Source organism: Chryseobacterium ginsengisoli, assembly GCF_039542325.1.
GTDB lineage: Bacteria > Bacteroidota > Bacteroidia > Flavobacteriales > Weeksellaceae > Chryseobacterium > Chryseobacterium ginsengisoli.
Map to the genome: position 1 here is coordinate 38,538 of NZ_BAABHX010000009.1, position 26,185 is coordinate 64,722.

25 protein-coding genes are annotated in these 26,185 nt (G+C 32.5%); 18 read left to right on the forward strand and 7 right to left on the reverse strand.

Going from position 1 to position 26,185, the window contains the following annotated elements:
- Nucleotides 1-218 precede the first annotated feature (218 nt).
- From ABD940_RS20420 to ABD940_RS20460, 9 genes are all read left to right on the forward strand, one after another.
- Nucleotides 219-1,070 (forward strand): fumarylacetoacetate hydrolase family protein, encoded by an 852-nt coding sequence (locus ABD940_RS20420; protein ID WP_345207972.1) that lies wholly within the window; start codon nucleotides 219-221, stop codon nucleotides 1,068-1,070.
- Nucleotides 1,067-1,396 carry an L-rhamnose mutarotase gene (locus ABD940_RS20425; protein ID WP_345207974.1) on the forward strand — a complete coding sequence of 110 codons (330 nt, stop codon included), beginning with the start codon at nucleotides 1,067-1,069 and terminating at the stop codon, nucleotides 1,394-1,396. Before ABD940_RS20420 ends, ABD940_RS20425 begins: the two co-directional genes overlap by 4 nt.
- A gap of 216 nt (nucleotides 1,397-1,612) precedes the next feature.
- Nucleotides 1,613-2,437 carry an amidohydrolase family protein gene (locus ABD940_RS20430; RefSeq protein ID WP_345207976.1) on the forward strand — a complete coding sequence of 275 codons (825 nt, stop codon included), beginning with the start codon at nucleotides 1,613-1,615 and terminating at the stop codon, nucleotides 2,435-2,437.
- Nucleotides 2,438-2,508: 71 nt separating this feature from the next.
- Nucleotides 2,509-3,288 carry an L-fucose dehydrogenase gene (locus ABD940_RS20435; RefSeq protein WP_345207978.1) on the forward strand — a complete coding sequence of 260 codons (780 nt, stop codon included), beginning with the start codon at nucleotides 2,509-2,511 and terminating at the stop codon, nucleotides 3,286-3,288.
- A gap of 437 nt (nucleotides 3,289-3,725) precedes the next feature.
- Entirely contained in the window at nucleotides 3,726-4,091 is a 366-nt protein-coding gene (locus ABD940_RS20440; protein ID WP_345207980.1) for a BlaI/MecI/CopY family transcriptional regulator, read from the forward strand.
- A gap of 3 nt (nucleotides 4,092-4,094) precedes the next feature.
- A complete protein-coding gene (locus tag ABD940_RS20445) occupies nucleotides 4,095-5,975 on the forward strand; it encodes a M56 family metallopeptidase (RefSeq protein ID WP_345207982.1) in 1,881 nt (626 codons plus the stop codon).
- 76 nt (nucleotides 5,976-6,051) lie between these two features.
- Nucleotides 6,052-6,954, forward strand: a complete 903-nt coding sequence (locus ABD940_RS20450) for a GLPGLI family protein (RefSeq protein WP_345207984.1) — start codon at nucleotides 6,052-6,054, stop codon at nucleotides 6,952-6,954.
- Between the two features lie 89 nt (nucleotides 6,955-7,043).
- Complete coding sequence (locus tag ABD940_RS20455) at nucleotides 7,044-7,604, forward strand: sugar O-acetyltransferase (protein ID WP_345207986.1); 561 nt, start codon at nucleotides 7,044-7,046, stop codon at nucleotides 7,602-7,604.
- Between the two features lie 23 nt (nucleotides 7,605-7,627).
- On the forward strand, nucleotides 7,628-8,470 hold the full coding sequence (locus tag ABD940_RS20460; protein WP_345207988.1) for a GLPGLI family protein: 843 nt from the start codon (nucleotides 7,628-7,630) through the stop codon (nucleotides 8,468-8,470).
- A 39-nt stretch (nucleotides 8,471-8,509) separates the two neighbouring features.
- Here the strand turns inward: ABD940_RS20460 and ABD940_RS20465 are convergent, their stop codons facing one another.
- Nucleotides 8,510-9,502, reverse strand: coding sequence for a serine hydrolase domain-containing protein (locus ABD940_RS20465; protein WP_345207990.1), 993 nt, complete (start codon nucleotides 9,500-9,502; stop codon nucleotides 8,510-8,512).
- Nucleotides 9,503-9,605: 103 nt separating this feature from the next.
- Nucleotides 9,606-10,259, reverse strand: a complete 654-nt coding sequence (gene fsa, locus ABD940_RS20470; RefSeq protein WP_225686713.1) for a fructose-6-phosphate aldolase — start codon at nucleotides 10,257-10,259, stop codon at nucleotides 9,606-9,608.
- A gap of 247 nt (nucleotides 10,260-10,506) precedes the next feature.
- Between fsa and ABD940_RS20475 the strand changes: the two genes are divergently transcribed.
- Complete coding sequence (locus ABD940_RS20475; RefSeq protein WP_345207997.1) at nucleotides 10,507-10,992, forward strand: YdeI/OmpD-associated family protein; 486 nt, start codon at nucleotides 10,507-10,509, stop codon at nucleotides 10,990-10,992.
- A 41-nt stretch (nucleotides 10,993-11,033) separates the two neighbouring features.
- Here ABD940_RS20475 and ABD940_RS20480 read toward each other — a convergent pair whose 3' ends face one another.
- Nucleotides 11,034-11,576, reverse strand: a complete 543-nt coding sequence (locus ABD940_RS20480) for a tetratricopeptide repeat protein (RefSeq protein WP_345207999.1) — start codon at nucleotides 11,574-11,576, stop codon at nucleotides 11,034-11,036.
- Nucleotides 11,577-11,762: 186 nt separating this feature from the next.
- Between ABD940_RS20480 and pepE the strand changes: the two genes are divergently transcribed.
- From pepE to ABD940_RS20500, 4 genes are read left to right on the forward strand one after another with little or no spacing between them, the layout of a single operon-like run.
- On the forward strand, nucleotides 11,763-12,455 hold the full coding sequence (gene pepE, locus ABD940_RS20485) for a dipeptidase PepE (RefSeq protein WP_345208001.1): 693 nt from the start codon (nucleotides 11,763-11,765) through the stop codon (nucleotides 12,453-12,455).
- Nucleotides 12,456-12,460: 5 nt separating this feature from the next.
- Complete coding sequence (locus ABD940_RS20490; protein ID WP_345208003.1) at nucleotides 12,461-13,012, forward strand: hypothetical protein; 552 nt, start codon at nucleotides 12,461-12,463, stop codon at nucleotides 13,010-13,012.
- Nucleotides 13,013-13,048: 36 nt separating this feature from the next.
- Entirely contained in the window at nucleotides 13,049-14,419 is a 1,371-nt protein-coding gene (gene dacB, locus ABD940_RS20495) for a D-alanyl-D-alanine carboxypeptidase/D-alanyl-D-alanine endopeptidase (protein WP_345208005.1), read from the forward strand.
- A 3-nt stretch (nucleotides 14,420-14,422) separates the two neighbouring features.
- The gene (locus ABD940_RS20500; RefSeq protein WP_425550377.1) at nucleotides 14,423-15,580 is read left to right on the forward strand and encodes a sensor histidine kinase; all 1,158 of its coding nucleotides are present in this window, start codon (nucleotides 14,423-14,425) and stop codon (nucleotides 15,578-15,580) included.
- Between the two features lie 115 nt (nucleotides 15,581-15,695).
- Here ABD940_RS20500 and ABD940_RS20505 read toward each other — a convergent pair whose 3' ends face one another.
- The 4 genes from ABD940_RS20505 to ABD940_RS20520 all read right to left on the reverse strand — a co-directional run bounded on the left by ABD940_RS20505 (nucleotide 15,696) and on the right by ABD940_RS20520 (nucleotide 21,586).
- Entirely contained in the window at nucleotides 15,696-17,552 is a 1,857-nt protein-coding gene (locus ABD940_RS20505; RefSeq protein ID WP_345208009.1) for a M61 family metallopeptidase, read from the reverse strand.
- A gap of 167 nt (nucleotides 17,553-17,719) precedes the next feature.
- Nucleotides 17,720-19,348, reverse strand: a complete 1,629-nt coding sequence (locus tag ABD940_RS20510) for a M1 family metallopeptidase (RefSeq protein ID WP_345208011.1) — start codon at nucleotides 19,346-19,348, stop codon at nucleotides 17,720-17,722.
- Nucleotides 19,349-19,731: 383 nt separating this feature from the next.
- Nucleotides 19,732-20,559 carry a twin-arginine translocase subunit TatC gene (gene tatC, locus ABD940_RS20515; RefSeq protein WP_345208013.1) on the reverse strand — a complete coding sequence of 276 codons (828 nt, stop codon included), beginning with the start codon at nucleotides 20,557-20,559 and terminating at the stop codon, nucleotides 19,732-19,734.
- Between the two features lie 67 nt (nucleotides 20,560-20,626).
- Entirely contained in the window at nucleotides 20,627-21,586 is a 960-nt protein-coding gene (locus ABD940_RS20520; protein WP_345208015.1) for a KpsF/GutQ family sugar-phosphate isomerase, read from the reverse strand.
- Nucleotides 21,587-21,743: 157 nt separating this feature from the next.
- Between ABD940_RS20520 and recQ the strand changes: the two genes are divergently transcribed.
- The 4 genes from recQ to ABD940_RS20540 all read left to right on the forward strand — a co-directional run bounded on the left by recQ (nucleotide 21,744) and on the right by ABD940_RS20540 (nucleotide 26,029).
- The gene (recQ, locus tag ABD940_RS20525; RefSeq protein ID WP_345208017.1) at nucleotides 21,744-23,948 is read left to right on the forward strand and encodes a DNA helicase RecQ; all 2,205 of its coding nucleotides are present in this window, start codon (nucleotides 21,744-21,746) and stop codon (nucleotides 23,946-23,948) included.
- A 5-nt stretch (nucleotides 23,949-23,953) separates the two neighbouring features.
- Entirely contained in the window at nucleotides 23,954-24,496 is a 543-nt protein-coding gene (locus ABD940_RS20530) for a YdbT family protein (RefSeq protein WP_345208019.1), read from the forward strand.
- 21 nt (nucleotides 24,497-24,517) lie between these two features.
- Nucleotides 24,518-25,600, forward strand: a complete 1,083-nt coding sequence (locus ABD940_RS20535; protein ID WP_345208021.1) for a glycosyltransferase — start codon at nucleotides 24,518-24,520, stop codon at nucleotides 25,598-25,600.
- Between the two features lie 78 nt (nucleotides 25,601-25,678).
- The gene (locus tag ABD940_RS20540; protein ID WP_345208023.1) at nucleotides 25,679-26,029 is read left to right on the forward strand and encodes a hypothetical protein; all 351 of its coding nucleotides are present in this window, start codon (nucleotides 25,679-25,681) and stop codon (nucleotides 26,027-26,029) included.
- Nucleotides 26,030-26,185 lie beyond the last annotated feature (156 nt).

A 26,185-nucleotide genomic window follows, 5' to 3' on the forward strand; every position in this document is an offset into this window, starting at 1 on the left:
AATAACTTACGAATTATTTTCTTTAACTCAATGTTCGCAAAGATTATAAATAAAACTGATAAAAAAAAATCCTTCGCAAAGGCGCTTCGTTCAGCAAATGATAACAAAGCCTTAGCTGAGTGAAACGCCTTTGCGAACGAAAATATGCAGAAAAAGAGCAAAAAAAACATAGCGCCCTTTGCGTTAAAATTAAACATTCAAAACAATAAAATTTAAAAATGAAATTAATAAAATTCGGAAAACCGGGACATGAAAAACCGGGAGTTATAATTAACGATAAAAGATACGACGTATCCCATCTGGTAAAAGATTATGATGAAAACTTTTTTTCCGGTGACGCTATTGAAAATTTAAAATCTGAAATAAACACGCAAAATCTACCTGAAATTTCTGCCGATGAAAGACTAGGTGCACCTTTAGCAAGACCATCAAAAATCATCTGTGTAGGGCTTAATTATAAAGATCACGCTGCAGAAACCAATGCTCCGATTCCGCAGGAACCTATCTTGTTTTTTAAGGCGACCACGGCAATTGTTGGCCCAAATGATGATTTAATTATTCCTAAAAACAGTGTAAAAACCGACTGGGAAGTAGAATTAGCCATCGTTATCGGAAAAAAAGCAAGTTATATTTCTGAGGAAATTGCTCTCGAACACGTTGCAGGATACGTTTTGCATAATGATTACAGTGAAAGAGAATTTCAGTTGGAAAGAAACGGACAATGGGTAAAAGGAAAAAGCTGCGATACTTTTGCACCGATTGGACCTTTCATTGCGACGCCTGATGAAATTGAAGATGTTCATAATCTGCGTTTATGGCTGAAGGTAAACGGAGAAATTTTACAGGATGGAAATACTTCAAATCTGATTTTCGATATCCCTTTTGTGGTGAGCTACATTAGTCAGTTTATGACGTTGCTTCCGGGAGATGTGATTACGACAGGAACACCTGCAGGTGTTGGTTTGGGACAAAAACCTGAGCCTTGGTACTTGAAACCAGGTGATGTGGTGGAATTAGGAATTGATAGTTTAGGAAGCAGTACTCAGAACGTAAAAGCATACGGAGAATGAAAAAATATTGTCTAGCTCTTGATATGGTCGATGATCCTGAATTGATTGCCGAATACGAAAAATATCATCAAAATGTTTGGCCTGAAATCAAGCAAAGTATTTTGGATTCCGGAATTATAAATATGGAAATTTATAGGATTCTAAATCGATTGTTGATGATTATTGAAGTTGATGAAAATTTTTCTTTTGAAGGTAAAAATGAAGCCGATAACAACAATCCGAAAGTTCAGGAATGGGAAAGATTAATGTCGAAATTTCAACAGCAGTTGCCTAATTCTAAGCCAGGAGAAAAATGGAAATTGATGGATAAAGTATTTTCATTATAAATTTTTGAGCACATGATATTTTTTTAGCCGCAAAAGCATCAAAAGATTTTCTCATGCTTTTAGTGAATTAAAAGTTAGCAAAACGATTGAGAAGGTTGTTCATTTTGTAAACTTTTGAGTTTCTATTTTTTGTTAACCATTTCTTTTGAATCTTTTGCGGTAAATATACTTGTCAAATTACTCTTCTGCATTTTATTTAAACAAATAGTAAATCAAATGATTATTGATTCTCACGTACATTTTTGGAAATTTGATCCGGTTCGAGATGCTTGGATTACAAAAGATATGACAGCGATCCGAAGAGACTTTCTGCCGGAAGATTTTTCGTTTTATTTAAATGAAAATCAAATTGAAGGTTGTGTCGCAGTTCAAGCTGATCAAAGTGATGAAGAAACAAATTTTTTGGTGAATTTGGCTAAAGAAAATCCTTTTATTAAAGGTATTATCGGCTGGATTGATTTGACTTCTGAAAGACTTGAAGAATCACTTCAAAATTATCAGTCAGAAAAACTCATCAAAGGTTTTAGGCATATTGCAGAAGGAGAAGAAACTGGTTTCTTATTACAAAGAAATATACTCGATGGGATTTCTACACTTCATCAATATGATTATACTTTCGATATTTTATTGAGACAAAATCAGCTTTCTGATGCAGTAAAACTTTCTGAAAAACTACCAAATCAACCTTTCATTTTGGATCATTGCGGAAAACCGGATTTGAAAACCAATTATTTAAAAGACTGGAAATTAAATATCTCAGAACTTGCCCAAAATCCTAATATGTATTGCAAAGTTTCCGGACTTTTAACTCAAGGAAATTGGAATGTGATTGATGAAAAATCAATTTTTGAAACTTTGGATTTTATTTTTTCTCAATTTGGAATTAAGCGATTAGTTTTCGGAAGCGACTGGCCTGTAATGTTATTAGGCGGAAATTATATGCTGTGGCTGAAATTGATTTCAAAATATATTAGTCAATTTTCAAAGGAAGAGCAAGAGCTTTTTTTCTCTGGAAATGCTAAAGAATTTTACAAATTATAACCAATTTTTACAACAAAGGCGATTAAGTTTTAAAATATTTGCGCTCTTTGCGTCAAAAAAAAACAAAAAACATGAATTTAAATCTCGACCATAAAATAATCATTATAAGTGGTGGTGCAAAAGGCATAGGAAATGGTATTGCTAAAATTTTAGCTGAAGAAAAAGCATTTCCAATCATCATTGGCAGAAATGAAGAAGATAACAAAAAAGCCGTTCAGGAAATTGTTGATAATGGAGGTAATGCAGATTTTGTTACTGCCGAACTTTCTCAACCTGAAGAATGTAAAAAAGCTATCGAAGAAGTTGTAAAGAAATACGGAAAAATCGACGGAATCATTAATAATGCCGGTGTAAATGATGGAGTAGGACTGGAAAACGGTTCTTATGAAGATTTCATAGCTTCATATCATAAGAATGTTGTGCATTATTATCTTTTAGTTCATCATGCACTTCCTTACTTGAAAGAAAGTAAAGGTTCGATTGTAAATATTGGAAGTAAAACTGCGGAAACAGGGCAAGGAGGAACTTCGGGGTATGCTGCTGCGAATGGCGCTAGAAATGCCTTAACAAGAGAATGGGCTGTCGAACTTTTACCGTACAGCATTCGTGTAAATGCGATTATTGTTGCTGAAGCCTGGACACCGCTATACCAATCATGGATTTCTACTTTTGAAAATCCAGAAGAAAAACTAAGAAACATTACCTCAAAAATTCCTTTGGAAAACCGCATGACAACTTCCGAGGAAATTGCAAATATGGCTGCTTTTCTGTTGTCGGAAAAGTCCTCGCATACAACTGGGCAATTGATTCATGTGGATGGAGGTTATGTGCATTTGGATAGGAGCTTGTAATAATTTCATTTTATCGAGAAATTTAATTTTACTAAAACTTAAAAATACAATGTAAGCTGTAATTGTATTTTTTCTTCATATATATTGATAGCTATATTATTCCTAAATCTTACAGTTTTGGGTGAATACTACATGTAATTAATCCAATTTTCCGAATTAATAATATCCAAATACATACTTAAAGTATCTAATGCTTTAAGTATTTCCATTGAAATTCCTGCTTTTTCTATGTGATAATTTCATGCCTCTAAAAATTTAACAAATTTTAATAAAATTTATTTATCTGATTTACAGGTGTTTAAATGTTGTTTTGTTTTATCACTAAAAAAATAGTTGTTTCGATCGATTTTATTTCTACATTTGTATAACTAATTTCTTAGTGATATAAAAAATAGTGAAAATTTTATGTCACGATTAATGATAAAAATGAAAAGGATATGAAAATTCAGACTTTAACAAAAGCGGAAGAACAGGTGATGCAGTATTTATGGAAACTTGAAAAAGGATTTCTAAAAGATGTCCTTGATCTTTTCTCTGAACCAAAACCTCACACAAACACTGTTTCTACCATTTTAAAGGTGCTGAAGGAAAAAGAATTCGTAGACTATAATGTATACGGAAGACAACATGAGTATTTTCCACTGATCTCTCAGGAACAATATTCCGGGAAGACGATGAAAAGCCTTGTGAAAAATTATTTTAAAGGGTCTTATAAAAGTGCCGTTTCTTTTTTAGTAGAAAAAAATGAGATGACGGTAGAAGACCTTGAAATGCTTTTAAACGAACTTAAAAAGAAAAACTAACCTATGGAAACTGTACTTCTATACTTCGGAAAAGTTATTTTGTGTTCAGGTGTAACGTTTTTATATTATCAGTTGTCTTTAAAAGACAAGACGTTTCATCACTACAACAGATTTTATCTTTTGTTTGCGATGCTCATATCGTTGTTGCTTCCTCTAGTAAAGGTTGAAGACTTTACCATTGAAGTAAGTGATAACATATATAAGTTAATAGATCAGGTACAGAATTTTAATACAATTAAAAACTCAAACAATGACTACATTTATTTTAGAATTATTTTTTCAGCTTTGGGATTGGTTTCTTTCTATTTTTTAGGAAGATTTGTCTACGGGATCTTCAGGATCCAACAGCTTAAAAATCAATTTCAAAAGGAAAGTTTCGACGGTATCAATTTTTACCATACAAACTTATCTGAAGCTCCATTTTCTTACTTTAAAAATCTTTTCTGGAAGAATTCCATTATGCTGAATTCCGATGTCGGAAAGCAGATTTTAAAGCACGAAATGGTTCATATTGAACAGAAACACTCATTAGACAAGATCTTTATGGAGGTCATTACTTCTGTTTTCTGGTTCAATCCTTTCTTTCATCTCATCAAAAAAGAAATTAGTTTAATTCACGAATATCTGGCTGATAAAAAAGCCGTAAAACAATCGGACACAAAAGCATTTGCGCAAATGCTTTTAGCAAGCCACTTTTCCGGAAACCAGTTGCCTGCGACAAGTCCGTTTTTGAGTTCAAATCTAAAAAAACGATTAAAAATGTTACAAAAAGCTAAAACCAAATTCGGGTATGCGCGTAGAATTTTTGCATTGCCGGTAGTATTTTCAGTTGCATTTGCTTACTTGGTAAGTGCTAAAAATCAAGAAATTAAAGCAACAAATATAGAAATTGAGAAAGCCGTTTCTCAAATTAAAAAAGGAGATAAAATCACCATTAAAAAAGATACGATTACTCCGGATTCAAAAAATAATGCTGTCGCAACTCCAAGAATTTATAAAAGAGCAGATGACGATAAAAAAATTGCTGATCTGAGTAAAAAAATTCAGGAAAAAAGTGAAAACTTAAAGAGTCTAAAGCCTGAAAGCAACGAGTACAACAAAAATCTTGAAGAAATTGGAAAATTATCAGGCGAGATTGGAAAAATTGCCAGTTCACCAGATTTTCTAAAATCAGCAATGGTAATTAGAATGGACGGTAAAGATGTTAAAATTGATGAGTATTTCAACTCAAAAGAGTGGAAAAACAAAATGAAGAATATCGAAAATATGAAGTTTGAAGAAATGCCGGAATTTCCGGAAATGCCTGAAATGAATATTGAGCTTCCTGATCTTCCGCCACCGCCGCCTGGTAAACCAAATGAACCATTTTCACCGAATGTAAAGGTATATACTTTCAAAGACACGAAAGATATGAAATGGTCTCCTGAACTGGAAAAAACTTTTAAATTCAATGAATCAAGAGACAAAAGAAATGCTGAGAAAGATAAAAAAAGAGCCAAACTTGACAAAGAGCGTGCAAAATTAGACGAAAAAAGAGCCAAACTTGATGGAGAAAGAGCTAAGTTGGATGCTGAAAGAAGAGCTTTGGATGGAGATAAAAGAGTATATGTTTATGCTAATACATTTAAAAACTTCCCAAATGATAAGGTTTTTAAATTAAAGACGGATAATATCAGAATCAGCCAAAACGGACAGTCAATCATTACCTCCGGACTTAAAAATGCAAGTGGAATGGGAGATATGAAGATCTATATTGATGGTAAAGAATCTACCAAAGAAGAAATGGAAGCTCTGAAGCCAAATTCTGTTAAAAGCATGAATGTTAATAAAAGATCAGTCGATGGAGCGAGAACTTCAGGAGAGATAAGAATCGAAACTAAATAATAAAGTTCCAATCAGGCTCTGTTAATACTTAAATTAAAAAAAATATTGACAGAGCTTTTTTATTTAAATGCAACTTATGAAAAATTATATTCTACTTTTTTTATTTTTAAGTGTTTTTGCAAACGCGCAGGTCAACAGGTTTTTCTACGATTACAAATTCATTCCGGATTCTAATAATAAAGAAGATGTAAAGAGTGAAATGATGTACCTTGATATTGATAAAAATGGTTCAAACTATTACAGTCGCACCAAATTCGTCGCGGATTCTACTTCAAGAGCAGATATTGAAAAGCAAATAAAATCATTTTCGGGAAATATCAGTGTAAATAGAAGAGAAAATCCGGGACAGGTTTCATTTAAGGTTACAAAAAACTATCCTGATTTTGGAACTTATCTTTTCAGAAGCATTGCTACAGATCAATATAAAATTAAAGAAGATCAAAAACCTGAATGGAAAATTCTATCCGACAAGCAGAAAATCGGAGAATACAATGCTCAAAAAGCAACAACTAGTTTTGGGGGAAGAGAATGGATCGCTTGGTTTTCAACAGATATACCTTTTCAGGACGGACCTTACAAATTTTATGGATTGCCAGGTTTAATTGTAAAAATTGAAGATACAACAGGTTCACATATCATGACTTTAATTGGAAACAAAAAAGTTGAAGCACCTGCAGCAACAGAAAAAGAGCCGGAAATGCCACAAAATATGCGGGTTTACGGAATGGGAGGAAAAGAAATTGAAGTTTCGGAAGACCAGTTCAGAAAAGCATGGAAAGCTTACGTGAACGATCCTACGAAAAATATGAGAGAAATGATGATGAGAAATACAGATAATTCTAAAGTTTCTTTCAAGGTTAAAACTTCGGATGGAAAAGAGATCTCAGATCCGAATCAGGTTTTCAGAGAAATGGAAAAAAGAACGAAAGAAACGTTGGCAAAGAACAACAATTCTATCGAGCCGGATTTAGTAAAGTAGTACAGAAATATTCTTGAAAAAGCAGGGTGAAAGTCATATTTTCATCCTGTTTTCTTTTTATTATCTTTAAAAAATAAATTACAAAATCTATGACTGAAAAGGAAAAATGTGTGAACGGACTTTTATATAATGCGAACTACGATCAGGAATTAATAAATGAGAGAATTTCCGTTAAAGATCTTTGTCAGGAATACAACCAATTGAGAAATTCCAATGCTGAAGGAAGAAATTCTTTAATTAAAAATATTTTAGGAAAAACAAAAGAAAATATCTGTATTGAACCTAATTTTTGGTGTGATTACGGTTATAATATCGAGGTTGGCGAAAATTTTTATGCGAATCATAATCTTGTGATCTTAGACTGTGCAAAAGTCACTTTCGGAGATAATGTTTTTATCGGTCCGAACTGTAGTTTTTACACTGCAAATCATCCCATCGACGTCAAACAAAGAAATGAAGGATTAGAATCCGCTCATCCAATACAAGTCGGAGATAATGTTTGGTTTGGCGGGAATGTAGTTGTTCTTCCAGGAATTTCAATAGGAAATAATTCTGTAATAGGAGCGGGAAGTGTTGTCACAAAAGATATTCCTGACAATGTTGTTGCGGTTGGAAATCCATGTAAAGTTGTAAAGAATGTTATTAATTAAATTTAATCCAAACCAATATATTAATGAAGAAAATAATTATTGCATTTACATTTTTGTTGGGAATGCTATTCAATGCTCAGAATAAACGTTTTGTTTATGAGTACAAATTTGTTTCAGATTCTACAAAAAAAGATGAATCTAAAACCGAGTCTATGTTTCTTGATATTTCTAAAAAAGGCTCGAAATTTTACAGTAGATACAAATTTATTGCAGATTCTGTGATCGAGGCTCAGACTAAAAGTCAGAACAGGGATTTTTCTAAAATTAAATTCGGAATGGTACCATATGTTGTCGAAAAGTCTTATCCTGACTATAAAATTATATTGTTCAATCGTTTGGATATGGATGAATATAAAGTTTCGGATGAAAGAAAATTAGACTGGAAAATTTTAGCGGAAAAAGAAAAAGTTGGCGAGTTTAATGCACAAAAAGCAACTGCGAATTTTGCAGGAAGACAATGGACGGCTTGGTTTGTTACCGATATTCCGATTCAGGACGGACCGTATAAATTTCATGGATTACCGGGTTTAATTGTTAAGCTTGAAGATAAGACTAATTCACATTCTTATATTTTAAAAGAAATTAAAAATTTAAAAGATCAGGAATGGAAAAGTCAGGAAGAAAATCATAGATTCGGAGCATTAATTCCTTTGAATCAGGAAAAATATAAAAAACAGTTCCTTGACTACCGGGATAATCCTACAAAAGGAATGCGACAAATGCTTGCAAGTGGAACTAAAATAATGATGACCGATGAAAAAGGAAATAAGCTGGATATCAACGATATGATTCGTGAACGTGAAAGAAAAGTAAAAGAAGATAATGCAAAAGACAATAATTTTCTTGAACTTGATTTGTTGAAATAAATAATTACGGCGCGGAAACGAAGTTTCCGAGCCGTAATTTTATTCTAATATCTTATTCCAAAGCTCCCTATGAAATTTAATCATATTGCTGAAAGTATTTGGATTTTCTCCCATTCTTAAAATAATTAAATCCTGACTTGGAACAATATCGAGAATCTGTCCGTTCTTTCCCAAAGCACAAAACATATCCTTTGGAGCATTCGGAACCAAAGACTGATTGAAAGAAGATTCAATTCCTGGGAGTTTTATCTTATCTTTTCCGTTCAGCCACCACAAATAACCGTAAGAATGATTCATTTTCTGAGATGTCTCAAGCATTTGGTGGAAATATTCATCGTTTTTGTAATAGACTTTATCGTTGATTTTCCCTTTATTTAAAACCAATTTCCCGAATTGAAGAAAACTTTTGGCAGTGCTTGTAAAAACAAGTCCCGTTTCATTTTTTATCCATTTTCCCGAAATTCCCGATCCTGAAAGTTTCTCAGAAGTATATTGATCAATACTTTTATTTGTTGCTTTTTCTATTACTTTTGCCAGTTGAGAATATGCCGAAGTATCATAATACCAAAATGTATCAGATGGATTTTTATAAATAAAACAATCAGAGGTTATACATTTTTCATCTTTTATATAATCAAGCCCGGAAGACATTGTTAACAAGCTTTTAATGGTAATTTTATCTTCATCTTTTTTATCTATTGAAGTCCATTTTCCTAAATATTTTGAAACAGGATCATTAATATTGAGTAAATTTTCCTGTTGTGCAATTCCAATTAAAACTGCAGTTAATGATTTTCCTGCCGAAGCCCAATACCAAAAAGAATTTTCATCAAAAAGCTGTTTATTAATGATCTTTGTTCCGAAATATTTTTCATTAATTATTTTTCCGTTCTGATAAATAATAAAAGCTCTGGTTTTATTTTCAAGATTAAATGTATTTAGATGATCCAATTTTTCCGGAGAAAATTTGATGGTCTGAGAAAAACTTAAAACATAAAAAAGGAATGCAAATAAAAATAAATTCTTTTTCATGATCTTTTATTTATTGGATGATGATGAATAAGAATAGTTAAATAAAAAAAACAGCGCAGAAACTTTATTTCCGCGCTGTTTTTTATCTAAAAGTTGACAATTCTTAAGCTAATTTCTGAGAATCTGCAATGAATTGAGCCAATCCGCTATCTGTTAATGGATGTTTTAGCAAACTCAAGATCGGAGGAAGTGGTGAAGTAATTACATCTGCTCCGATTTTAGCACAGTCAATAATGTGCATTGAATGACGGATAGAAGCTGCTAAAATTTCAGTCTCGTACATATAGTTATCAAAAATCAATCTGATTTCTTGAATCAAATTCAATCCGTCAGTTGAAATATCATCTAATCTTCCTAAAAAAGGAGATACGTAAGTTGCGCCCGCTTTCGCAGCCAAAAGAGCCTGTCCTGGAGAGAAAATTAAGGTACAGTTAGTTCTGATTCCTTTATCTGAAAAATATTTTAATGCTTTGATCCCGTCTTTTATCATTGGGATTTTTACCACGATATTTGGGTGGATTGCTGCCAATTCATCACCTTCTTTGATCATTTCTTCATAAGTTGTAGAAAGAACTTCTGCAGAAATATCACCGTCTACGATCTCGCAAATAGCTTTATAATGATTTCTGATCGCTTCAGCTCCCTGAATTCCCTCTTTTGCCATCAATGAAGGGTTTGTTGTTACTCCATCAAGGATTCCAAGGTCTTTTGCTTCTTTGATTTGCTCTAAATTAGCTGTGTCAATAAAAAATTTCATTTGTTTTGAGATTTATTTCCTACAAAGATAATCATTCCATTTCGAGTGGAAAATTAATTTGAATGAGAGTTGTGAAGTGTAAGATTTAAGATTTAACAATCCAATGATAAAGTTAGTATTGGAGATAAGAATTCCCTTCCTTTGGAGGGGTGGTGAAAATTCAAAGAATTTTTGACGGGTGGTTTAAAAAAACATCAAACTTAGAATAAACAAAAATCATTAATTTTAACTTACAACAAAAACTTTAATGAAAAACCATTTTGCAACAAAGCTCGAAATCATCGGAATCAATCCTTTTATTTTCATTCCCAGTGAAATTTTAGATGAAATTTTCGAAAAATCAGGAAAAAATAAAAGTCCGATTCCTGTGAAAGGAACTGTAAATGGTAAGGAATTCAGACAAACTTTAATGAAATATTCAGGCGAATGGCGGTTATATGTAAATTTAACTATGCTTAAAAATTCACCGAAAAGAATTGGCGAAATCATTGAAATTTTTGTTGAATTTGATGATTCAGATAGGGCGATTACCATTCACCCGCAATTGGAAAAAGCAATCAATGAAAGTGTAATTGCAGCAAAGAATTTTGAGAATTTAATTCCTTCAAGAAAATTAGAATTAATAAAATATATCAATAATCTTAAAACCGAAGAAAGCATCAAAAGAAATATTGAAAAGATAATCAGATATTTACAAGGAGAGACAGATTTTTTCGGAAAGAAAATTAATTAAAATAAAAAAAGATCCGAAACATTATTCCGGATCTTTTACAACTATGAATTTAAAACTTTGTTAAGCTTTACAGCATCCTGATTGGTAGGATCATACTGTATCGACTTAGCAATGTGCTCTTTTGCTTTGTTTGGGTCACTTTTCTGTTCAGAAAAAGCAAGATAGAAGTAAGCATAGGCTAGATTCTTCTTATTTTGCTCTACTTCTTCCGGTTTTACAGTAGCAATATACTTTTCATAAGCGATTTTTGCATTCGCGTCATCTTTTGAAGATTGATACGCATAAGCCTGACTGTAATATGACGGAGCCCAATCCGGTAACAATACAGATATTTTTTTCCATGTATCTACTGCATTTGTCCAGTCTGAAGCGTCCTGATAAGCTCCCGCTAATTTCACTAAAGCTTCCGTATCCTTAGGATTTGTTTCAATTTGTTTTTTAAGACCTTCAATAGTAGAATTACCTGTTGTTTGAGTCGTTGCAGTTGCGTCTGTCTGAGTTGTTTGTGCATTTACAAAACTTACACTTCCTACTAATATCAAACCTAAAAAAAGGTTTTTGATGTTCATTTTAATCATTTTCATAATCTTATATTTTCGAATTGTACATTTTAAAATTCAATAATAATTCCATAAAGATTTAAATTTTAGAACCTTTAAGCTTTTTTAGAAAATATTAAGAAGATTAAATGTTTTTTTATCTAAATTTTTGATTCGTTGCAGTTTGAATTATCTTTGTTCTTCAATCAATTTTAATTAATATCATTTTATATGAACATTATATTAGCTTCAACTTCCACACTTTTTGGCGGAGAGTATTTAGAATATTTAAGAGAAGAATTAATTAAGCTATATGAAGGAATCGATGAAATAATTTTCGTTCCTTTCGCCCGACCAAGCGGAATTTCTCATGATGAATACACCGCAAAAGCTCGTTCTTTTTTCAAAACAATCAATATTAAAATAAAAGGACTTCACGAATTTGAAGATAAAATTGAAGCTGTGAACAACGCAAAAGGCTTTTTTACAGGTGGCGGAAATACTTTTTTGTTGGTTAAAACGTTGCATGAAGAAGGTTTAATGTCTGTTTTAAAAGAAAATATAGAAAGCGGAAAACCGTATTTAGGATGCAGCGCAGGAAGTAATATTGGTGGACAGAATATGAAAACCACGAACGATATGCCTATCGTTTATCCACCAAGTTTTGATTGTATGGGATTGGTTCCTTTTAATTTAAATCCACATTATCTTGATCCAAATCCGGATTTAAAACATAATGGAGAAACAAGAGAAACCAGAATTAAAGAATTTCTAACCCAAAATGATCTGAAAGTTGTCGGACTTCGTGAAGGAAACTGGATCAGGAGAATCGGCGACAAAATTACAGTGGAAGGAAACCAATTAACGAGAATTTTTGAAAAAAATAAAGAACCTTATGAGATCGAATCTGGAATTGAAATTTAAGTAAAATGAGAAAAATAATATATTTAATTTTTCTGTTTACTTCATTTGTGGTTTATTCTCAACCCCCAAAGCCATCCGAAGAAGAAATTTATGAAGTGATAAACTTTATCATCCAAAATGGGAATAAAAGTTCTAAGAATTTTAAAATTATTACTGAGGACCCAAATGTTAAAAATGATTCTAAATATTTTGATGAAAAATTATTAAAAGAATATTTTAACAATAAAGACATTAAATCAATAAAAGAACAATACGCAACAATAGATCAGTTTACATTAACTCCTAAATATATTTTAAATATTAGAATTATTCACAAAGAAAAATTACTTAGTTATTCTTCCAATGGAAAATATTTTTGGACGGAATTTGAAAAGAAACATGGAAAAGAAGGTTTTTTGTTTGTGGGGAAACCATTATTTACAGCAGATAAAAAAAGAGTGATTATAAATTACGGATATTTTTGCGGAGGACTTTGTGGAAGTGGTGAAAGAGTTATACTAAAAAGAAGTAATAATAGCTGGATTGTAGAAAAGGTTATGTCAGGCTTTATGAGTTAAAATCTTTATATATTTGATTAGATTAAAAAATACGGAATGAAAAAAACATTCACAATTCTTACACTTTCTACGCAAATTATTTTTGCTCAAAATATTACTCAGAAATTAGACGCTGTTACCAAAGATTTGATGGATTCTTCTGGAGCAATTTCTTCAAATTTATCATTTTATGTTTCTGATGAAAGCGGAAATATGATTTACGATTATCAGGGAAATAAAGGACTTTCTACAGCCTCGACTCAAAAAATATTTACTGCAGCAGCAGCTTTGGAAACTTTAGGGAAAAATTACACTTTTAAAACAACTTCAAGTTATTCGGGAAGTATTTCTAATGGAAATTTGAATGGAAATCTTTTTATCAGTTCGACTGGCGATCCGACATTAGGAAGTTGGCGTTATGAAGCTTATAAACCTGAAAATTTTAAACAAAAACTAATTGAAGCTGTAAAAAAATCCGGAATAAAAAAAATCTCAGGAGATTTGGTCATTGACGATTCTTACTTCGATCACCAAGCGATTCCCGGAGGTTGGCCGTGGGATGATTTGGGAAATTATTACGGAGCCGGAGTTTGGGGAGTAAATTGGCGTGAAAATCAATTTGATATCAATATTAACGGAAACGAATTCAAAAGTTTTTCATATCCTTTACAAAACGTGAATTGGCTAAACGATGTGAAAATTGGCGGAAGTTCAGACCAAAGTCTGATTTTTACAGCACCGTATTCCAATGTTGCTTTAATTAATGGAACCTTACCCTCAAAATTGGTCACAGTTTCAGGTTCGGTACCCAATCCGCCGTTGCAGTTAGGTGCTGAAGTAAACCAATGGCTGAAAGAATCAGGAATTGAATTTTCAGGAAAAGTTGTGACAAATTCTCAACTTGAAATTGAAGGAAAAAAAGCTTTGGAAGCTCCAAAAAATAATATCATTCTTACTTATGAGTCGCCGACTTTAGATAAAATTGTCTATTGGTTTTTAAGAAAAAGTATCAATATGTATGGTGAAACTTTAATTAAAACATTAGGAAAAGAAAAAAAAGGAAACCCCGGTTTTAAAAGTGGAGTAGCATTTCTGAAAGAGTTCTGGAAATCAAAAGGAATTAATCCGAATATGATCAATTTTGCCGATGGAAGCGGACTTTCACCACAGAATTATGTTGCTGCAAAAGCGGAAGTTCAGGCTTTGTTATATGCTAAAAAACAACCTTGGTTCGATTCTTATTACGACGGTTTTCCCACACAGGACAATGGAATGAAAATGAAAAGCGGAACGATGAAGGATACAAAATCTTTTGCAGGTTTCCATACCTCGAAAGATGGAAAAAAATATGTATTTTCAATCATTATTAATAATTATCAGGGAAGCGGAAGTACAGAACTGCAGAAAATCCTGAATGTTTTAAAATAAATTATTTTGAAGAAATCCATATTTGCGAGACTTAATAACTGGATCATTTTTGTATTGATGACGATCGTTGTATTAACCATCGTTATTGCTTCGACCATTCTTTTTAATTTTCTTAGAAAGGAAGAGGTTAAAAGAGTCGATATTTTGGTAACTGCCTTAAAATTTCAACAGGAAGTAAAAACTCCTAGTTTAGAAATTCAGGCATTACTTCTTCAGATTTATAGCTCAAATACTACAATTCCTTTGATTATTTTAGATAAAAATGATCAGATTATGGAACATAAAAATATTCCTCAAGATATTGAAAGTGATTCTGTAAAAATAGTTGCTTTAGCCAAAAAAATGGCGAAAAGTTATACGCCTATCGAAATTGAAATTGTAAAAGGAAATAAACAGATCGTTTATTATGATAACTCACCTTTGTTGAATAACCTTCAGTATTCACCGTATATTTTAGGGCTTTTTATTCTTTCATATTTTGGATTTTCTTTTTGGTTTTTCAGAACAATTAAAAAAACAGACGAAGGTTATCTTTGGGCTGGTTTGGCAAAAGAGACGGCACATCAAATCGGAACTCCTTTATCGTCAATGATTGGCTGGATGGAAATTATGAAACTGGATGATCCTGATTCTGAAGGTGTCCATGAGATTGAAAAAGACATTGAAAGATTAAGAACGATTTCCGAACGATTTTCAAAAATTGGTTCTGTTCCTGAATTAAATGATACAGATTTTAACGCAACGATTCAGGAAAATTATGATTATTTAAAAACAAGAATTTCAAGAAAAATAAATTTTGGCTTGCATCTTCCCAACTATAATATTTCAGTTCCACATAATAGGATTTTAATGAGTTGGGTTATTGAAAATTTAGTTAAAAATGCTGTCGATGCAATGAAAGGAGAAGGTTCTATTTCGATGTCCGTTTTTGAGCGAAACAAAAATATTTTAGTTGAGGTTCAGGACAACGGAAGCGGAATGACGAAACAACAGGCAAGAAATGCTTTTAAACCAGGTTATTCCACAAAAAAACGCGGATGGGGATTAGGTTTGTCTTTAGCTAAAAGAGTTGTACAGGAATATCATAATGGAGATATTAAAATTGCACAAACTGAAGTTGGGAAAGGAACTACTTTTAGAATTACGATTAGAAAAGCTTAATTTAAAAACACTAATTATCACAGGTTTTCATTAATAATACTAATTTTTAGATTCTAAACTGTTTAAGAAAAAAAGCGGAGAAAATTCCCCGCTTTATTATTGATATTTTATTAGATTATTTCTTTCCGGTTAACCACTGATCCTGCAGTTTTTGTTCTGCCGGAGTTGGATTGGCTTTAAAATTAAGTGTTTCCACAGTCATTTTATCCAAAATAGCTTTTCCTTTCAAATCAATTTTATCGGTTTTGTCACCGTTCTTTCTTAAAACAGTTACTGTCACATTTTGACCTTCTTTGATCGTTTTAGCATATTCAATGAAAGCCTGAATATTTTGAATGTTGATTGTTTTTCCATCCAAAGCAACGATTTTATCTGTGATTTTAAATCCTATACTTTTTGAGAAAGGTGACAATGCGGAACTCTCATCGAATGCAAATGCATTATCTTTATCATCATATCCTGTTTGTTGTGGATCTTTAATGAACCAGAAAATTGGCGGAGTTTCCTGTTTTTTTGCTTCTACACCTACCATATTCAAATATTCCATATAAGGTGTTGGCTGGCTTCCTGCAATATATTTGTTGTAGAAATCTTTTACTTGAGGATAACCCGTAACCGTTACCAGTTCATCAATCAATTTATCATCTTTGAAAGGCTTATTTTCACCGAATCTTTGAGATAATTTTCTAATCATGTCGCGGTAACCCATTTCACCATTTGATAGTTTTCTCAATTCAATATCAAGACACATCGCAAGAAGTGCTCCTTTTTCGTAAACATTTCTGTATTGGTCTTTATATTCATCCTGAAGAACATTTTTACTCATCACCGTGAAAGGCATTGTATCGTTGTAGTTCTTAGAATTGGTGATTTTTTCGTTCATTCTCTGAAGGAATTCATCTTTATTGATCAAACCTTCCTGAATCTGGAATAAATTCGCAAAATATTCTGTTCCACCTTCATACATCCAAAGATGCTGAGACATTTTCGGATCTGCATAATCGAAGTAGTGAATTTCTTCTGAATGCGTTTTCAAAGGATTTACCGTATGGAAAAACTCGTGAGAAACAACATCTGTGATTGTTTTATCAATGGCATCTTTCGGCATCATTTCAGGCAGAACAACACTTGTAGATTCGTGGTGTTCCAAAGCTCCGAAACCTTTGATCTGCGGTCCGTCACCTCCTGAAAGATAAAGCATGATTGCATATTTTTTATTGGTATTCATATCACCCAAAAATTTCTTTTGAGCAATTACCATTTTTTCTAAATTTTCTTTAAAATCAGCAGCCTTATATTTTCCGGTAGGTGAATAAACTCCTAAAACAAGATCCATTCCTCCTGCGTTGAAAGTAATGTAATCCGGTTTTGTATACATCAACGGAGAATCGGTAACTTTTGCATAGTTTGCTAATGTAAATGTATCAGTAGCTTCAGATTTATCCTGATCTACCAAAGCTGTTGTTCCGTAAAAATCTGTTGGTTTTTGGATTACCAATTGATAAGGAACATCCTGCATATTGTCGATATATCCTATAAATCCATGAGTATTGATCATGAAAATTTTTCCTGCCTCAATATCGGTTCCTGAAGGTGAAAATACAGCTTTATGTTTAGAATTATCCATTTCATCATCAAAACTGTCATTCACCAAATAAGTAACTGTGGTTAAATTTTGAGCATTTTTTAATGAATAGGTATTATCATTCACCTTTGTGAAAGCAATTTCTTTTCCTTTATTGTCAAGAAATTTGATCCCTTCTACAAATCTTCCGTAATCGTCTATAGAATAAGTTCCCGGAACGGTTTTAGGAAAGTGGAATTTTACATCTCCCGATTTCATTTTTGGAAACTCCATCGTCACGGCAACTTTATCGTCCTTTACATTCACAAGATCGATAGTCGTTTTAATAGATTGGGCATTCACCAGAAAAGCGGTTAAAATGCCTAAGCTTAGTGCTATTTTTTTCATTGAGTTTAATTTATAGTTAAGTAGTTGCTAAAAAATTAAATTTGTTACGAATGTTATATTAAACTTTTCATAAAATTTTAAAGGCTAATGAATTAATCAATAAACAGATGTGTCATTAAATAAGAAAGCAAAACCGGATGTTACGATTTTGCTTTGTTTTTTAAATATTATTGAACCTTCTTATAATCAATATAATAATTCTCGTTAAATTCCACCGGAGTTCCTTTCTTCAGTTTTACGGTTTGCCATTGTTCAGTTGGATTAATGGTTACACCTTCGACGATAATCGGAAGTTTTAAGTTCTTAATTATGTTTGAATAACGGAACTTTAATTCCTCGCCTTTTTGAGAATATTCTAAAACAGGAATTTTTGTTGTTCTTAAATATTGGTTGAAAACACTAGAAAAATCAATTCCGGATTTTTTTGAAATGTAATTTTCAATTTGTTCTGTTGTTACCGTCTGATGATAAAAATCTTTATTAATTCCTCTTAAGATTTCTCTGAATTTCTCATCATTATTGATAACCTGACGAATCGTATGAAGCATACTTGCTCCTTTTGGATACATATCTCCGCTTCCTTCGTTTCTTACACCGTATTTTCCAATGATTGGAACATCATTTTGTATACCGTGTCTGATTCCCTGAGCATAAATGTTTGCGGATTTTTTGTCCATATATTTTTCGGTAAACAAAACTTCAGAATACATTGTAAAGCCTTCATGAACCCACATATCTGCCTGATCTTTTGCGGTAATATTATTGGCAAACCATTCATGACCACTTTCGTGGACAATAATATAATCCCAGTTCAGACCAACTCCAGTTCCTGAATAATCCTGTCCCATGTAGCCATTTTGATAACCGTTTCCATAAGCAACATTACTTTGGTGCTCCATTCCCAGATAAGGCGAATCTACTAACTTATAGGAGTCTTCGTAAAAAGGATAAGATCCAAACCAATATTCAAATGCAGAAAGCATCGGTTTTACCTGTTGGAACTGTTTTTTAGCTTTATCTAAATTATAATCGATCACCCAGTAATCAAGATCCAGTTTTCCTTTTTCTCCGTTAAAAGTATCTTTGAAATTTACATATTTTCCGATATTAGGAATGATAGAGTAGGCGTTGATCGGGTTTTTGACTTCCCAAGTGTAAACCATTTTATCACCTTGAGCTTTTTTGTCAATCAATTTTCCGTTTCCGACTCCGACTAAATCTTTCGGGGTAATAATTCTCATGACAACTCCATTATCGGGTTCATCACTCCAGGTGTCTTTTGTAGGAAGCCAGATTGAGGCTCCGATTCCTTCATCAGCAACGCTCATCCAAGGATTTCCTTTTTCGTCTTTTGTAAAAACCCAGCCTCCGTCCCAAGGAGCGCGTTTTGCAATGGTAGGATTTCCGGAATACGTCACATCAATTGTGTATTTTTCTCCTTTTTTGAAGCTTTTATTTGTTTTTATCCAGATAAAATCACCATCCTGTTTGTATTCTGCAATTGGGAAATTTCCTTCTACTTTATCAGCTTTCATGGGTTGTTGAAGATCAACCTGAAAAGTTGGGTTCGTTACATCTTTCGTGATCTCAAAACTGATTTTATTGTTTCCTTTGATGCTTTTCTGAGCAAAATCCGGTTCAACGGAAAGATCATATTTTTTTACATCCCAAAAATTTCGGAATTGTGTATTGGAACCTTTTAAAGTATCTTCTTTGGTGAAAACTTTATCTTTTTCGAAGAACTGCCCAAAAACAAGTCCTGAAGCAAACAAAAGTGTGTACGAAAGTTTTTTCATCTGAATTAAATTAATTTACTAAAAATAAAGAATTAATCGATTAGACGAAAGAAATAAAATTTTGTTACATTTTTGAAAATATTTCAGTGTTTAACTATTTAATTTACGGTAAGAAATTCCCCTCCTTTGGAGGGGTGGCGAAAATTCTTTAGAATTTTTGACGGGGTGGTCTTTTTACAGAATATATTCAAAGATGTTCCTCAAATTCTGCAAAAGACGAAATTTTAATATATTATAGACTGTTTATAATTCCGACAAAAACCCTAGCCGTGATTGCAGTGGAAATCCTTTTTTGAAAAAAAAGATTGCAACGGAAAGCGCGAAAAAGCTCCAAAAAAATCCCACAGAAAAGTCTATGGGAAATATTTTTAATTTAAGTTAAATCAGTTCTGAACTGCAGGCAAATTTCCTGCTGCTTTCTGTACTTTTTTATAAGTGTAAGCACACATTATAATACTGAATTCATACAATAATAATAATGGAAACGCTGCCATGATCATACTTAAGACATCTGCAGGAGTGATAATCGCTGCAACAACCATAATTAAGACAATCGCATGACGACGGTAAGTTCTCATAAACTTTGGTGTTAAAATTCCGATTGTTGTAAGGAAATAGATAAGAACCGGGAAAAGGAAAATTACACCCATTCCTAAAACCACCTGTAAAAATAATGTGGTATAGTCGCTAAGATCGTAAAGCGGAATGATAATCTTTGAAATTTTGAAGATAACTCCAAAATTTACTGCAAAAGGAAGAATTAAATAATATCCGCATAAAACTCCCGTCATGAATAAAATCCAAACAGAATTGATGATAAAAATTGAATTTTTTCTCTCTTTCGGGTGTAAAGCAGGACTGATAAATCTCCAAAGTTCCCAGACAATGTAAGGAAATGCCGCAACAATTCCACCAAAAATGGAAACTGCCATCATCACATTAAACTGTTGATAAAGTTTACTGGCACGAACCGGGAAATCCTTTGGAAGATGAATGCTGTCTTCCCCCAAAATCATTTTAGAAAAGTGATTAACGATCTCGAAAGTCGCAAAATCGTTCCTCGTAGGACCAAAAAAGATATGATCCATAATCCAGTTGATATTAAAACCGATGACCACTGCAGCAACTATAATTGCAATAATGGAGCGGATGAGGTGACCTCTTAATTCTCCAATATGTCCCCAAAAAGACATGTCTTTACCTTCACTCACGGAATAATATTTTTTAAGATTTCAAATTTAGGAAATATTTAAAGAAGTTAGCGTTAGAAGTTAGTTTTTAATTAATTCCTTCATCCAATAATTTATGCAGATCAATAATCCCGAAATATTTTCCGTTTTCCGTTACGATAAGCTGTCCTATATTATTGTCCTTTAAAATTTTCATGGCTTCTTTTGCCAAAGCTGTTTTTTCAATCGTTTTTGGGTTTGCAGACATGATATCTTTAGCCAAAACTTTCGAAATATCATCGCCTTTCATCAACATTCTTCTCAGGTCACCATCTGTAATTACGCCGATAATTTCATCTTCATTCGTCACGACAGTAATTCCGTGCCTTGAACTGCTGATGGAAATGATAACATCTTTAACGGTTTCATTTTCTGTAACCTTAGGTTTTTGTGAAGAAAGAAAATCATCAACTTTTGAGATTAAATTTTTTCCTAAACTTCCGCCCGGATGGAATTTTGCAAAATCATTGGCTTTAAAATCGTTCATTTCCATTAAAGAAACTGCCAAAGCGTCTCCCAAAGCCATTTGTAAGGTGGTTGAACTTGTTGGAGCCAGTTTATTCGGACAGGCTTCCAAATCGACATGAGTATCTAAAATTATTTCAGAAAATTCGGCAAGTTTACTCGATTTATTTCCCGTCATTCCTATCAATGCAGAAGAATAGCTTTTTAAATAAGGAACAAGATTTACGATTTCCGGAGAATTTCCCGATTGTGAAATACATAAAACCACATCCTGTTTCTGAATAACTCCCAAATCTCCGTGAATAGCTTCTGAAGCGTGAAGAAACTGTGAAGGAGTTCCTGTAGAATTCAGCGTTGCAACGATCTTATTTCCGACATGTGCAGATTTTCCGATTCCTACAACAATTAATTTTCCTTTTGCGGAATTTATAATTTCTACGGCTTTTAAAAATTGATCGTCGAGTCTGTTTTTTAGTTTTTCAAGTTCTGAAATTTCTATCTCTAAAGTGCTTTTTGCTATTGAAAGGATATCGGATTTTTTCATTTTTATTTTATAAAGAATACAAATAATATCTAAAAAAACGTTATATTTTAAAAGAGTATTTTAATACAAATTTAATTTTTATAAATTCGTTCGCTTTTATTTTAAGCAGAATTTTATTAACTTTGGATAAGATGCAAATTTAGCAATAGAAAATTAGATGAGCGCAAAAAAAGCCAATTTATCAGGCGAATTGAAAAAATATTTCGGGTTTTCTACTTTTAAAGGTCAGCAAGAACAAATTATAGAAAACCTGTTGAATGGGAAGGATATATTTGTGTTGATGCCAACAGGAGGTGGTAAATCCTTATGTTATCAACTTCCGGCACTTATTTCTGAAGGCACGGCAATCGTTGTTTCGCCCTTAATAGCGTTAATGAAAAATCAGGTAGATGCAGTGAATGGTCTGTCATCTGATGACGGAGTAGCACACGTTTTAAATTCATCATTGAACAAAACGCAGACCAAACAGGTTTTCGACGACATTAAAGCTGGTAAGACAAAACTGTTGTATGTGGCTCCTGAATCGTTGATTAAGGAAGATTATTTAGAATTTTTGAAAGAAGTTAAGATTTCTTTCGTTGCGATTGACGAAGCACATTGTATTTCGGAATGGGGACACGATTTCAGACCTGAATACAGGAATCTGAAGTCAATTATCGATAAAATTGCCGATGTTCCGGTGATTGCATTGACAGCTACGGCAACTCCAAAGGTTCAGGATGATATTCAGAAAACTTTGGGAATGATCAATGCGTTGGTTTTCAAGGAAAGTTTCAACAGACCAAATCTATATTATGAGGTATGTCCTAAAGTAAATGTAGACCGCGAAATCGTTAAATTTATTAATCAACATAAAGGGAAATCCGGAATTGTATACTGTTTGAGCAGAAGAAAAGTGGAAGAATTTGCCCAGCTTTTGCAGGTAAACGGTGTTAATGCTCTGCCTTATCATGCGGGTCTTGACCAAAAAGTGAGGGTTGCAAATCAGGACAAATTCCTGATGGAAGAAGTCGATGTAATAGTAGCAACCATTGCGTTCGGAATGGGAATCGATAAACCCGATGTTCGTTTTGTGATTCACTATGATTTCCCGAAATCGCTGGAAAGTTATTATCAGGAAACAGGTCGTGCAGGTCGTGATGGAGGAGAAGGTTATTGTCTTGCGTTTTATGACCCGAAAGACATTGAAAAATTAGAGAAATTTTTAGCTCAAAAACCTGTTTCTGAAAGAGAAATCGGATTACAGCTGTTGAATGAAGTAGTAGGATATGCCGAAACTTCAATGAGCAGAAGACAATATATTCTGTATTATTTTGGTGAAAATTTTGATCCGATCAACGGGGACGGTGCAAAAATGTGCGACAACGCTTCAAATCCTCCAAAACTGAAGGATGCCACAAAAGATTTGGAAAAAGTTCTCAATTTAATTAATGAAACCGGAGAAAAATTTAAATCTAAAGATTTGATTTCTGTAATTTCAGGGAAAGAAAATGCAGTTACAAAATCTTATAAACTTGAGCAGACTTCTTATTTTGGCTTTGGAAAAGAAGAAACGGATAATCACTGGAAAACAATTTTAAGACAGGCAACAGTTCAGAATTTCCTGCAAAAAGATATTGAAATGTATGGTGTTTTAAAGATTACAGAAAGAGGAAGATTGGTATTGGAAGGTAAGCTTGAGCATTCGTTCCTTATTGCCGAAGACAGAGAGTTTGATTTGAGCCAGACAAAAGCAGAAAGCGACCAGATTCAAATGCAGTCAGCAGGTGGTTTGGATCAAAATCTTTTCGCGTTATTAAAAGATCTGCAGAAAAAAGTTGCAAAAAAACATGGAATTCCGCCTTATACGGTTTTTATGGAACCAAGTCTTGAAGATATGACAGTTCAATATCCGATAACGGTTGAAGAAATTGCGAAAATTTACGGAGTTGGTGAAGGAAAAGCCAAAAAATATGGTAAAGAATTTGCCGATTTTATCAGTAAATATGTAGAAGATAACAATATCGAACGTACTCAGGATATGGTTTTGAAGCAGGTGGCAAATAAATCCAGTCACAAAGTTTTCATCATCCAAAGTACTGATAAAAAAATTGATCTTGAAGATATTGCAAGAGCGAAAAACCTTTCAATGGATGAATTGTTGAAAGAGATGGAACGTATTGTTTATCAGGGAACTAAATTGAATATCGATTATTATATTGAAGATAATTTTGACGAAGACATTGTAGATGGTTTCATGGAATTCATGACTGAATCTGAAAGCGACAGTATGAAAGTTTTACTGGATGAATTCGGGGATGAACTTTCTGATGAAGAAGTGAGAATGTTACGAATAAAGTTTATTTCTGATGTTGCGAATTAGAATAGATGTTAGACGAATATAATTCTTTATTAATTAAAGATGAGACTATTATAAAGCTGTTATCTCCAAAAATTGCGATATTATTTAATGTAGTTGAATTTATTAAAATTATTTTTTCGATTTTTTGGTGTGGGATAGCATATATGATTTTGAAAGGACATTTAGATAATTTTCAGTTCTTTGATTATATTTTATTTCCGTTTTTTACAATTAGTGGATTTTATATATTAATTGGAAGATATTTGAAAAAAGGACTAAAACTATATTCTACAAAATATATAATTACTAATAAAAGAATAATCATTAAATCAAGTTTTATTTTATTTAAAGATGTAATTATTAATATTGGTGATATTAAAGAAATATATGTAGAATTTAATACACGTATGTTTGGTAATATTATTTTGGAAAAGCCACAATCATTATTTGGAGGTAGAGGAATGAATTATGGAGAAAATAAATATTCACTTGAAAGTATTCAAAACGTGTTTGATATTGTTCAAATAATTAATGTTAATCACGTAAAAGTATATGAAAATGAATATTGATTTCTTTAAATCTTATTTTTCATGAAAAAGATTTCTGTTATATTTATTCTGCCGGATTTGGAAACCGGAGGCGCAGAAAGGATCGTTACTACCATTGCGAATCATCTCTCCCGAGATCGATTTGAGCCTAAGATTTTGCTTTTACGCAAACAGGGAGGCTATCTTAATTTAGTAAGAGAAGATGTTGAAATTATAGACATTAATACAGAAAGAATCCGACATTCTTTAAAGCCTATTTTAGCAGAGATATACAGACGAAAACCGGATATTGTATTTTCTGGTTTTGGCGAAGTAAATGCTTATCTGTCATTATTTATCAAGCTTTTCCCAAGAACGAAATTCATTGCAAGAGAAACCAATGTTGTAAGTGAGCACGTTACGAGAAAAGAAATCAAATTTTTCTATAATTTCTACAATAATTATGATAAAATCATTGCGCAAAGCGATGATATGATGAAAGATCTTAACAAAAACTTTAAAATAAAATCCAATAAGATCATTAAAATAAATAATCCTGTTGATTTTGATTTTATTGATGAAAAGCTCACAAATTCTTCAAAACCCGAATGTTTTAAATATAATTATAAAAACGTCGTTGCTATCGGGAATTTATCGGCAAGAAAAGGTTTTGATAACTTACTTAAAGTTTTTTCCCGACTAAAAAATGAAAATATTCTACTTCATATTTTAGGTGACGGACAGGATCGAGATGTTTTGCATCAAATGAAAGAATTTTTAGGATTAAAAAATGTTGTTTTTCACGGAAGACAGGAAAATCCTTATCAATTTTTGAAATATGCAGATTTGTTTATTCTTTCGTCAAGATATGAAGGTTTTCCGAACGTTTTACTGGAAGCCGGAGCTTGCGGAACCTATTCTTTAGCTAATAATTGTCCAGGCGGAATCAACGAAATTATTCAAAATAATACCAACGGCGAAATTTCAGATATCGACAATCATGAAGATTTTTCACAGAAAATAATGAGGATTCTTCATGGAAATTATGATAAAGATTCAATAAAAAATTCTATAAAATCCAGATTTTCAAAGAATATTATTTTAGATGAATACGAAAAGGTTTTACTGGATCTGGTGAAGAAGTAATACACGAATTTGTATGATGGATTCTTATTTTCTTACATTTGAACTTTATAAATTTTATTTTAAAATCAATGTTCATCAATGAATAAAATCCAGAAATTAGGATGCGCTTGCGAAAAACCTACATCAACGTATACGGAATACAGAAGTTCAGAATTGGGTATCGATGAAACCAAAGGAAGATTTGCAGAAGTAAGCTTTCAGCAATGTAAACTTTGCCAGAGAATATGGATCCGTTATTTTGTTGAATTTGAAAGTTTTTCTAAATCCGGAAGATGGTACAAAGGAATTGTTTCTAAAAAAGACCGCCCAAACATAACCCCTGAAAATGCTGTAGAATATTTGGAAAGCCTTGACTGGTATGTTTATGGAGGTTCGTATTTCGAAAGTACAGGAACATTTGGAGAGGGAAAATTGAATGTGGATTTATAAGATTTTAGAGATGCTTCGACAGGCTCAGCATGACATCTCTAATACTAACTGCTTTATTTCAGCCGTTTATTTGTTGCGGTGTCATGCTGAGCCTGTCGAAGCATCTTAAATTTACTTTTAAATAAAAAGCTTTAAATCCAACTCGAAAATTTGATA

Excerpts from the sequence above, each read along its gene's own strand:
- ABD940_RS20530 (WP_345208019.1), top strand. The coding sequence starts at position 23,954 with ATGTTAGACGAATATAATTCTTTATTAATTAAAGATGAGACTATTATA.
- ABD940_RS20460 (WP_345207988.1), top strand. The coding sequence starts at position 7,628 with ATGAAGAAAATAATTATTGCATTTACATTTTTGTTGGGAATGCTATTC.
- ABD940_RS20450 (WP_345207984.1), top strand. The coding sequence starts at position 6,052 with ATGAAAAATTATATTCTACTTTTTTTATTTTTAAGTGTTTTTGCAAAC.
- ABD940_RS20490 (WP_345208003.1), top strand. The coding sequence starts at position 12,461 with ATGAGAAAAATAATATATTTAATTTTTCTGTTTACTTCATTTGTGGTT.
- ABD940_RS20510 (WP_345208011.1), bottom strand. The coding sequence starts at position 19,348 with ATGAAAAAACTTTCGTACACACTTTTGTTTGCTTCAGGACTTGTTTTT.
- pepE (WP_345208001.1), top strand. The coding sequence starts at position 11,763 with ATGAACATTATATTAGCTTCAACTTCCACACTTTTTGGCGGAGAGTAT.
- ABD940_RS20480 (WP_345207999.1), bottom strand. The coding sequence starts at position 11,576 with ATGAAAATGATTAAAATGAACATCAAAAACCTTTTTTTAGGTTTGATA.
- ABD940_RS20430 (WP_345207976.1), top strand. The coding sequence starts at position 1,613 with ATGATTATTGATTCTCACGTACATTTTTGGAAATTTGATCCGGTTCGA.
- ABD940_RS20455 (WP_345207986.1), top strand. The coding sequence starts at position 7,044 with ATGACTGAAAAGGAAAAATGTGTGAACGGACTTTTATATAATGCGAAC.
- ABD940_RS20465 (WP_345207990.1), bottom strand. The coding sequence starts at position 9,502 with ATGAAAAAGAATTTATTTTTATTTGCATTCCTTTTTTATGTTTTAAGT.
- ABD940_RS20520 (WP_345208015.1), bottom strand. The coding sequence starts at position 21,586 with ATGAAAAAATCCGATATCCTTTCAATAGCAAAAAGCACTTTAGAGATA.
- ABD940_RS20425 (WP_345207974.1), top strand. The coding sequence starts at position 1,067 with ATGAAAAAATATTGTCTAGCTCTTGATATGGTCGATGATCCTGAATTG.
- ABD940_RS20420 (WP_345207972.1), top strand. The coding sequence starts at position 219 with ATGAAATTAATAAAATTCGGAAAACCGGGACATGAAAAACCGGGAGTT.
- recQ (WP_345208017.1), top strand. The coding sequence starts at position 21,744 with ATGAGCGCAAAAAAAGCCAATTTATCAGGCGAATTGAAAAAATATTTC.
- ABD940_RS20435 (WP_345207978.1), top strand. The coding sequence starts at position 2,509 with ATGAATTTAAATCTCGACCATAAAATAATCATTATAAGTGGTGGTGCA.
- ABD940_RS20440 (WP_345207980.1), top strand. The coding sequence starts at position 3,726 with ATGAAAATTCAGACTTTAACAAAAGCGGAAGAACAGGTGATGCAGTAT.
- fsa (WP_225686713.1), bottom strand. The coding sequence starts at position 10,259 with ATGAAATTTTTTATTGACACAGCTAATTTAGAGCAAATCAAAGAAGCA.
- ABD940_RS20505 (WP_345208009.1), bottom strand. The coding sequence starts at position 17,552 with ATGAAAAAAATAGCACTAAGCTTAGGCATTTTAACCGCTTTTCTGGTG.
- ABD940_RS20445 (WP_345207982.1), top strand. The coding sequence starts at position 4,095 with ATGGAAACTGTACTTCTATACTTCGGAAAAGTTATTTTGTGTTCAGGT.
- ABD940_RS20475 (WP_345207997.1), top strand. The coding sequence starts at position 10,507 with ATGAAAAACCATTTTGCAACAAAGCTCGAAATCATCGGAATCAATCCT.
- dacB (WP_345208005.1), top strand. The coding sequence starts at position 13,049 with ATGAAAAAAACATTCACAATTCTTACACTTTCTACGCAAATTATTTTT.
- ABD940_RS20540 (WP_345208023.1), top strand. The coding sequence starts at position 25,679 with ATGAATAAAATCCAGAAATTAGGATGCGCTTGCGAAAAACCTACATCA.
- ABD940_RS20535 (WP_345208021.1), top strand. The coding sequence starts at position 24,518 with ATGAAAAAGATTTCTGTTATATTTATTCTGCCGGATTTGGAAACCGGA.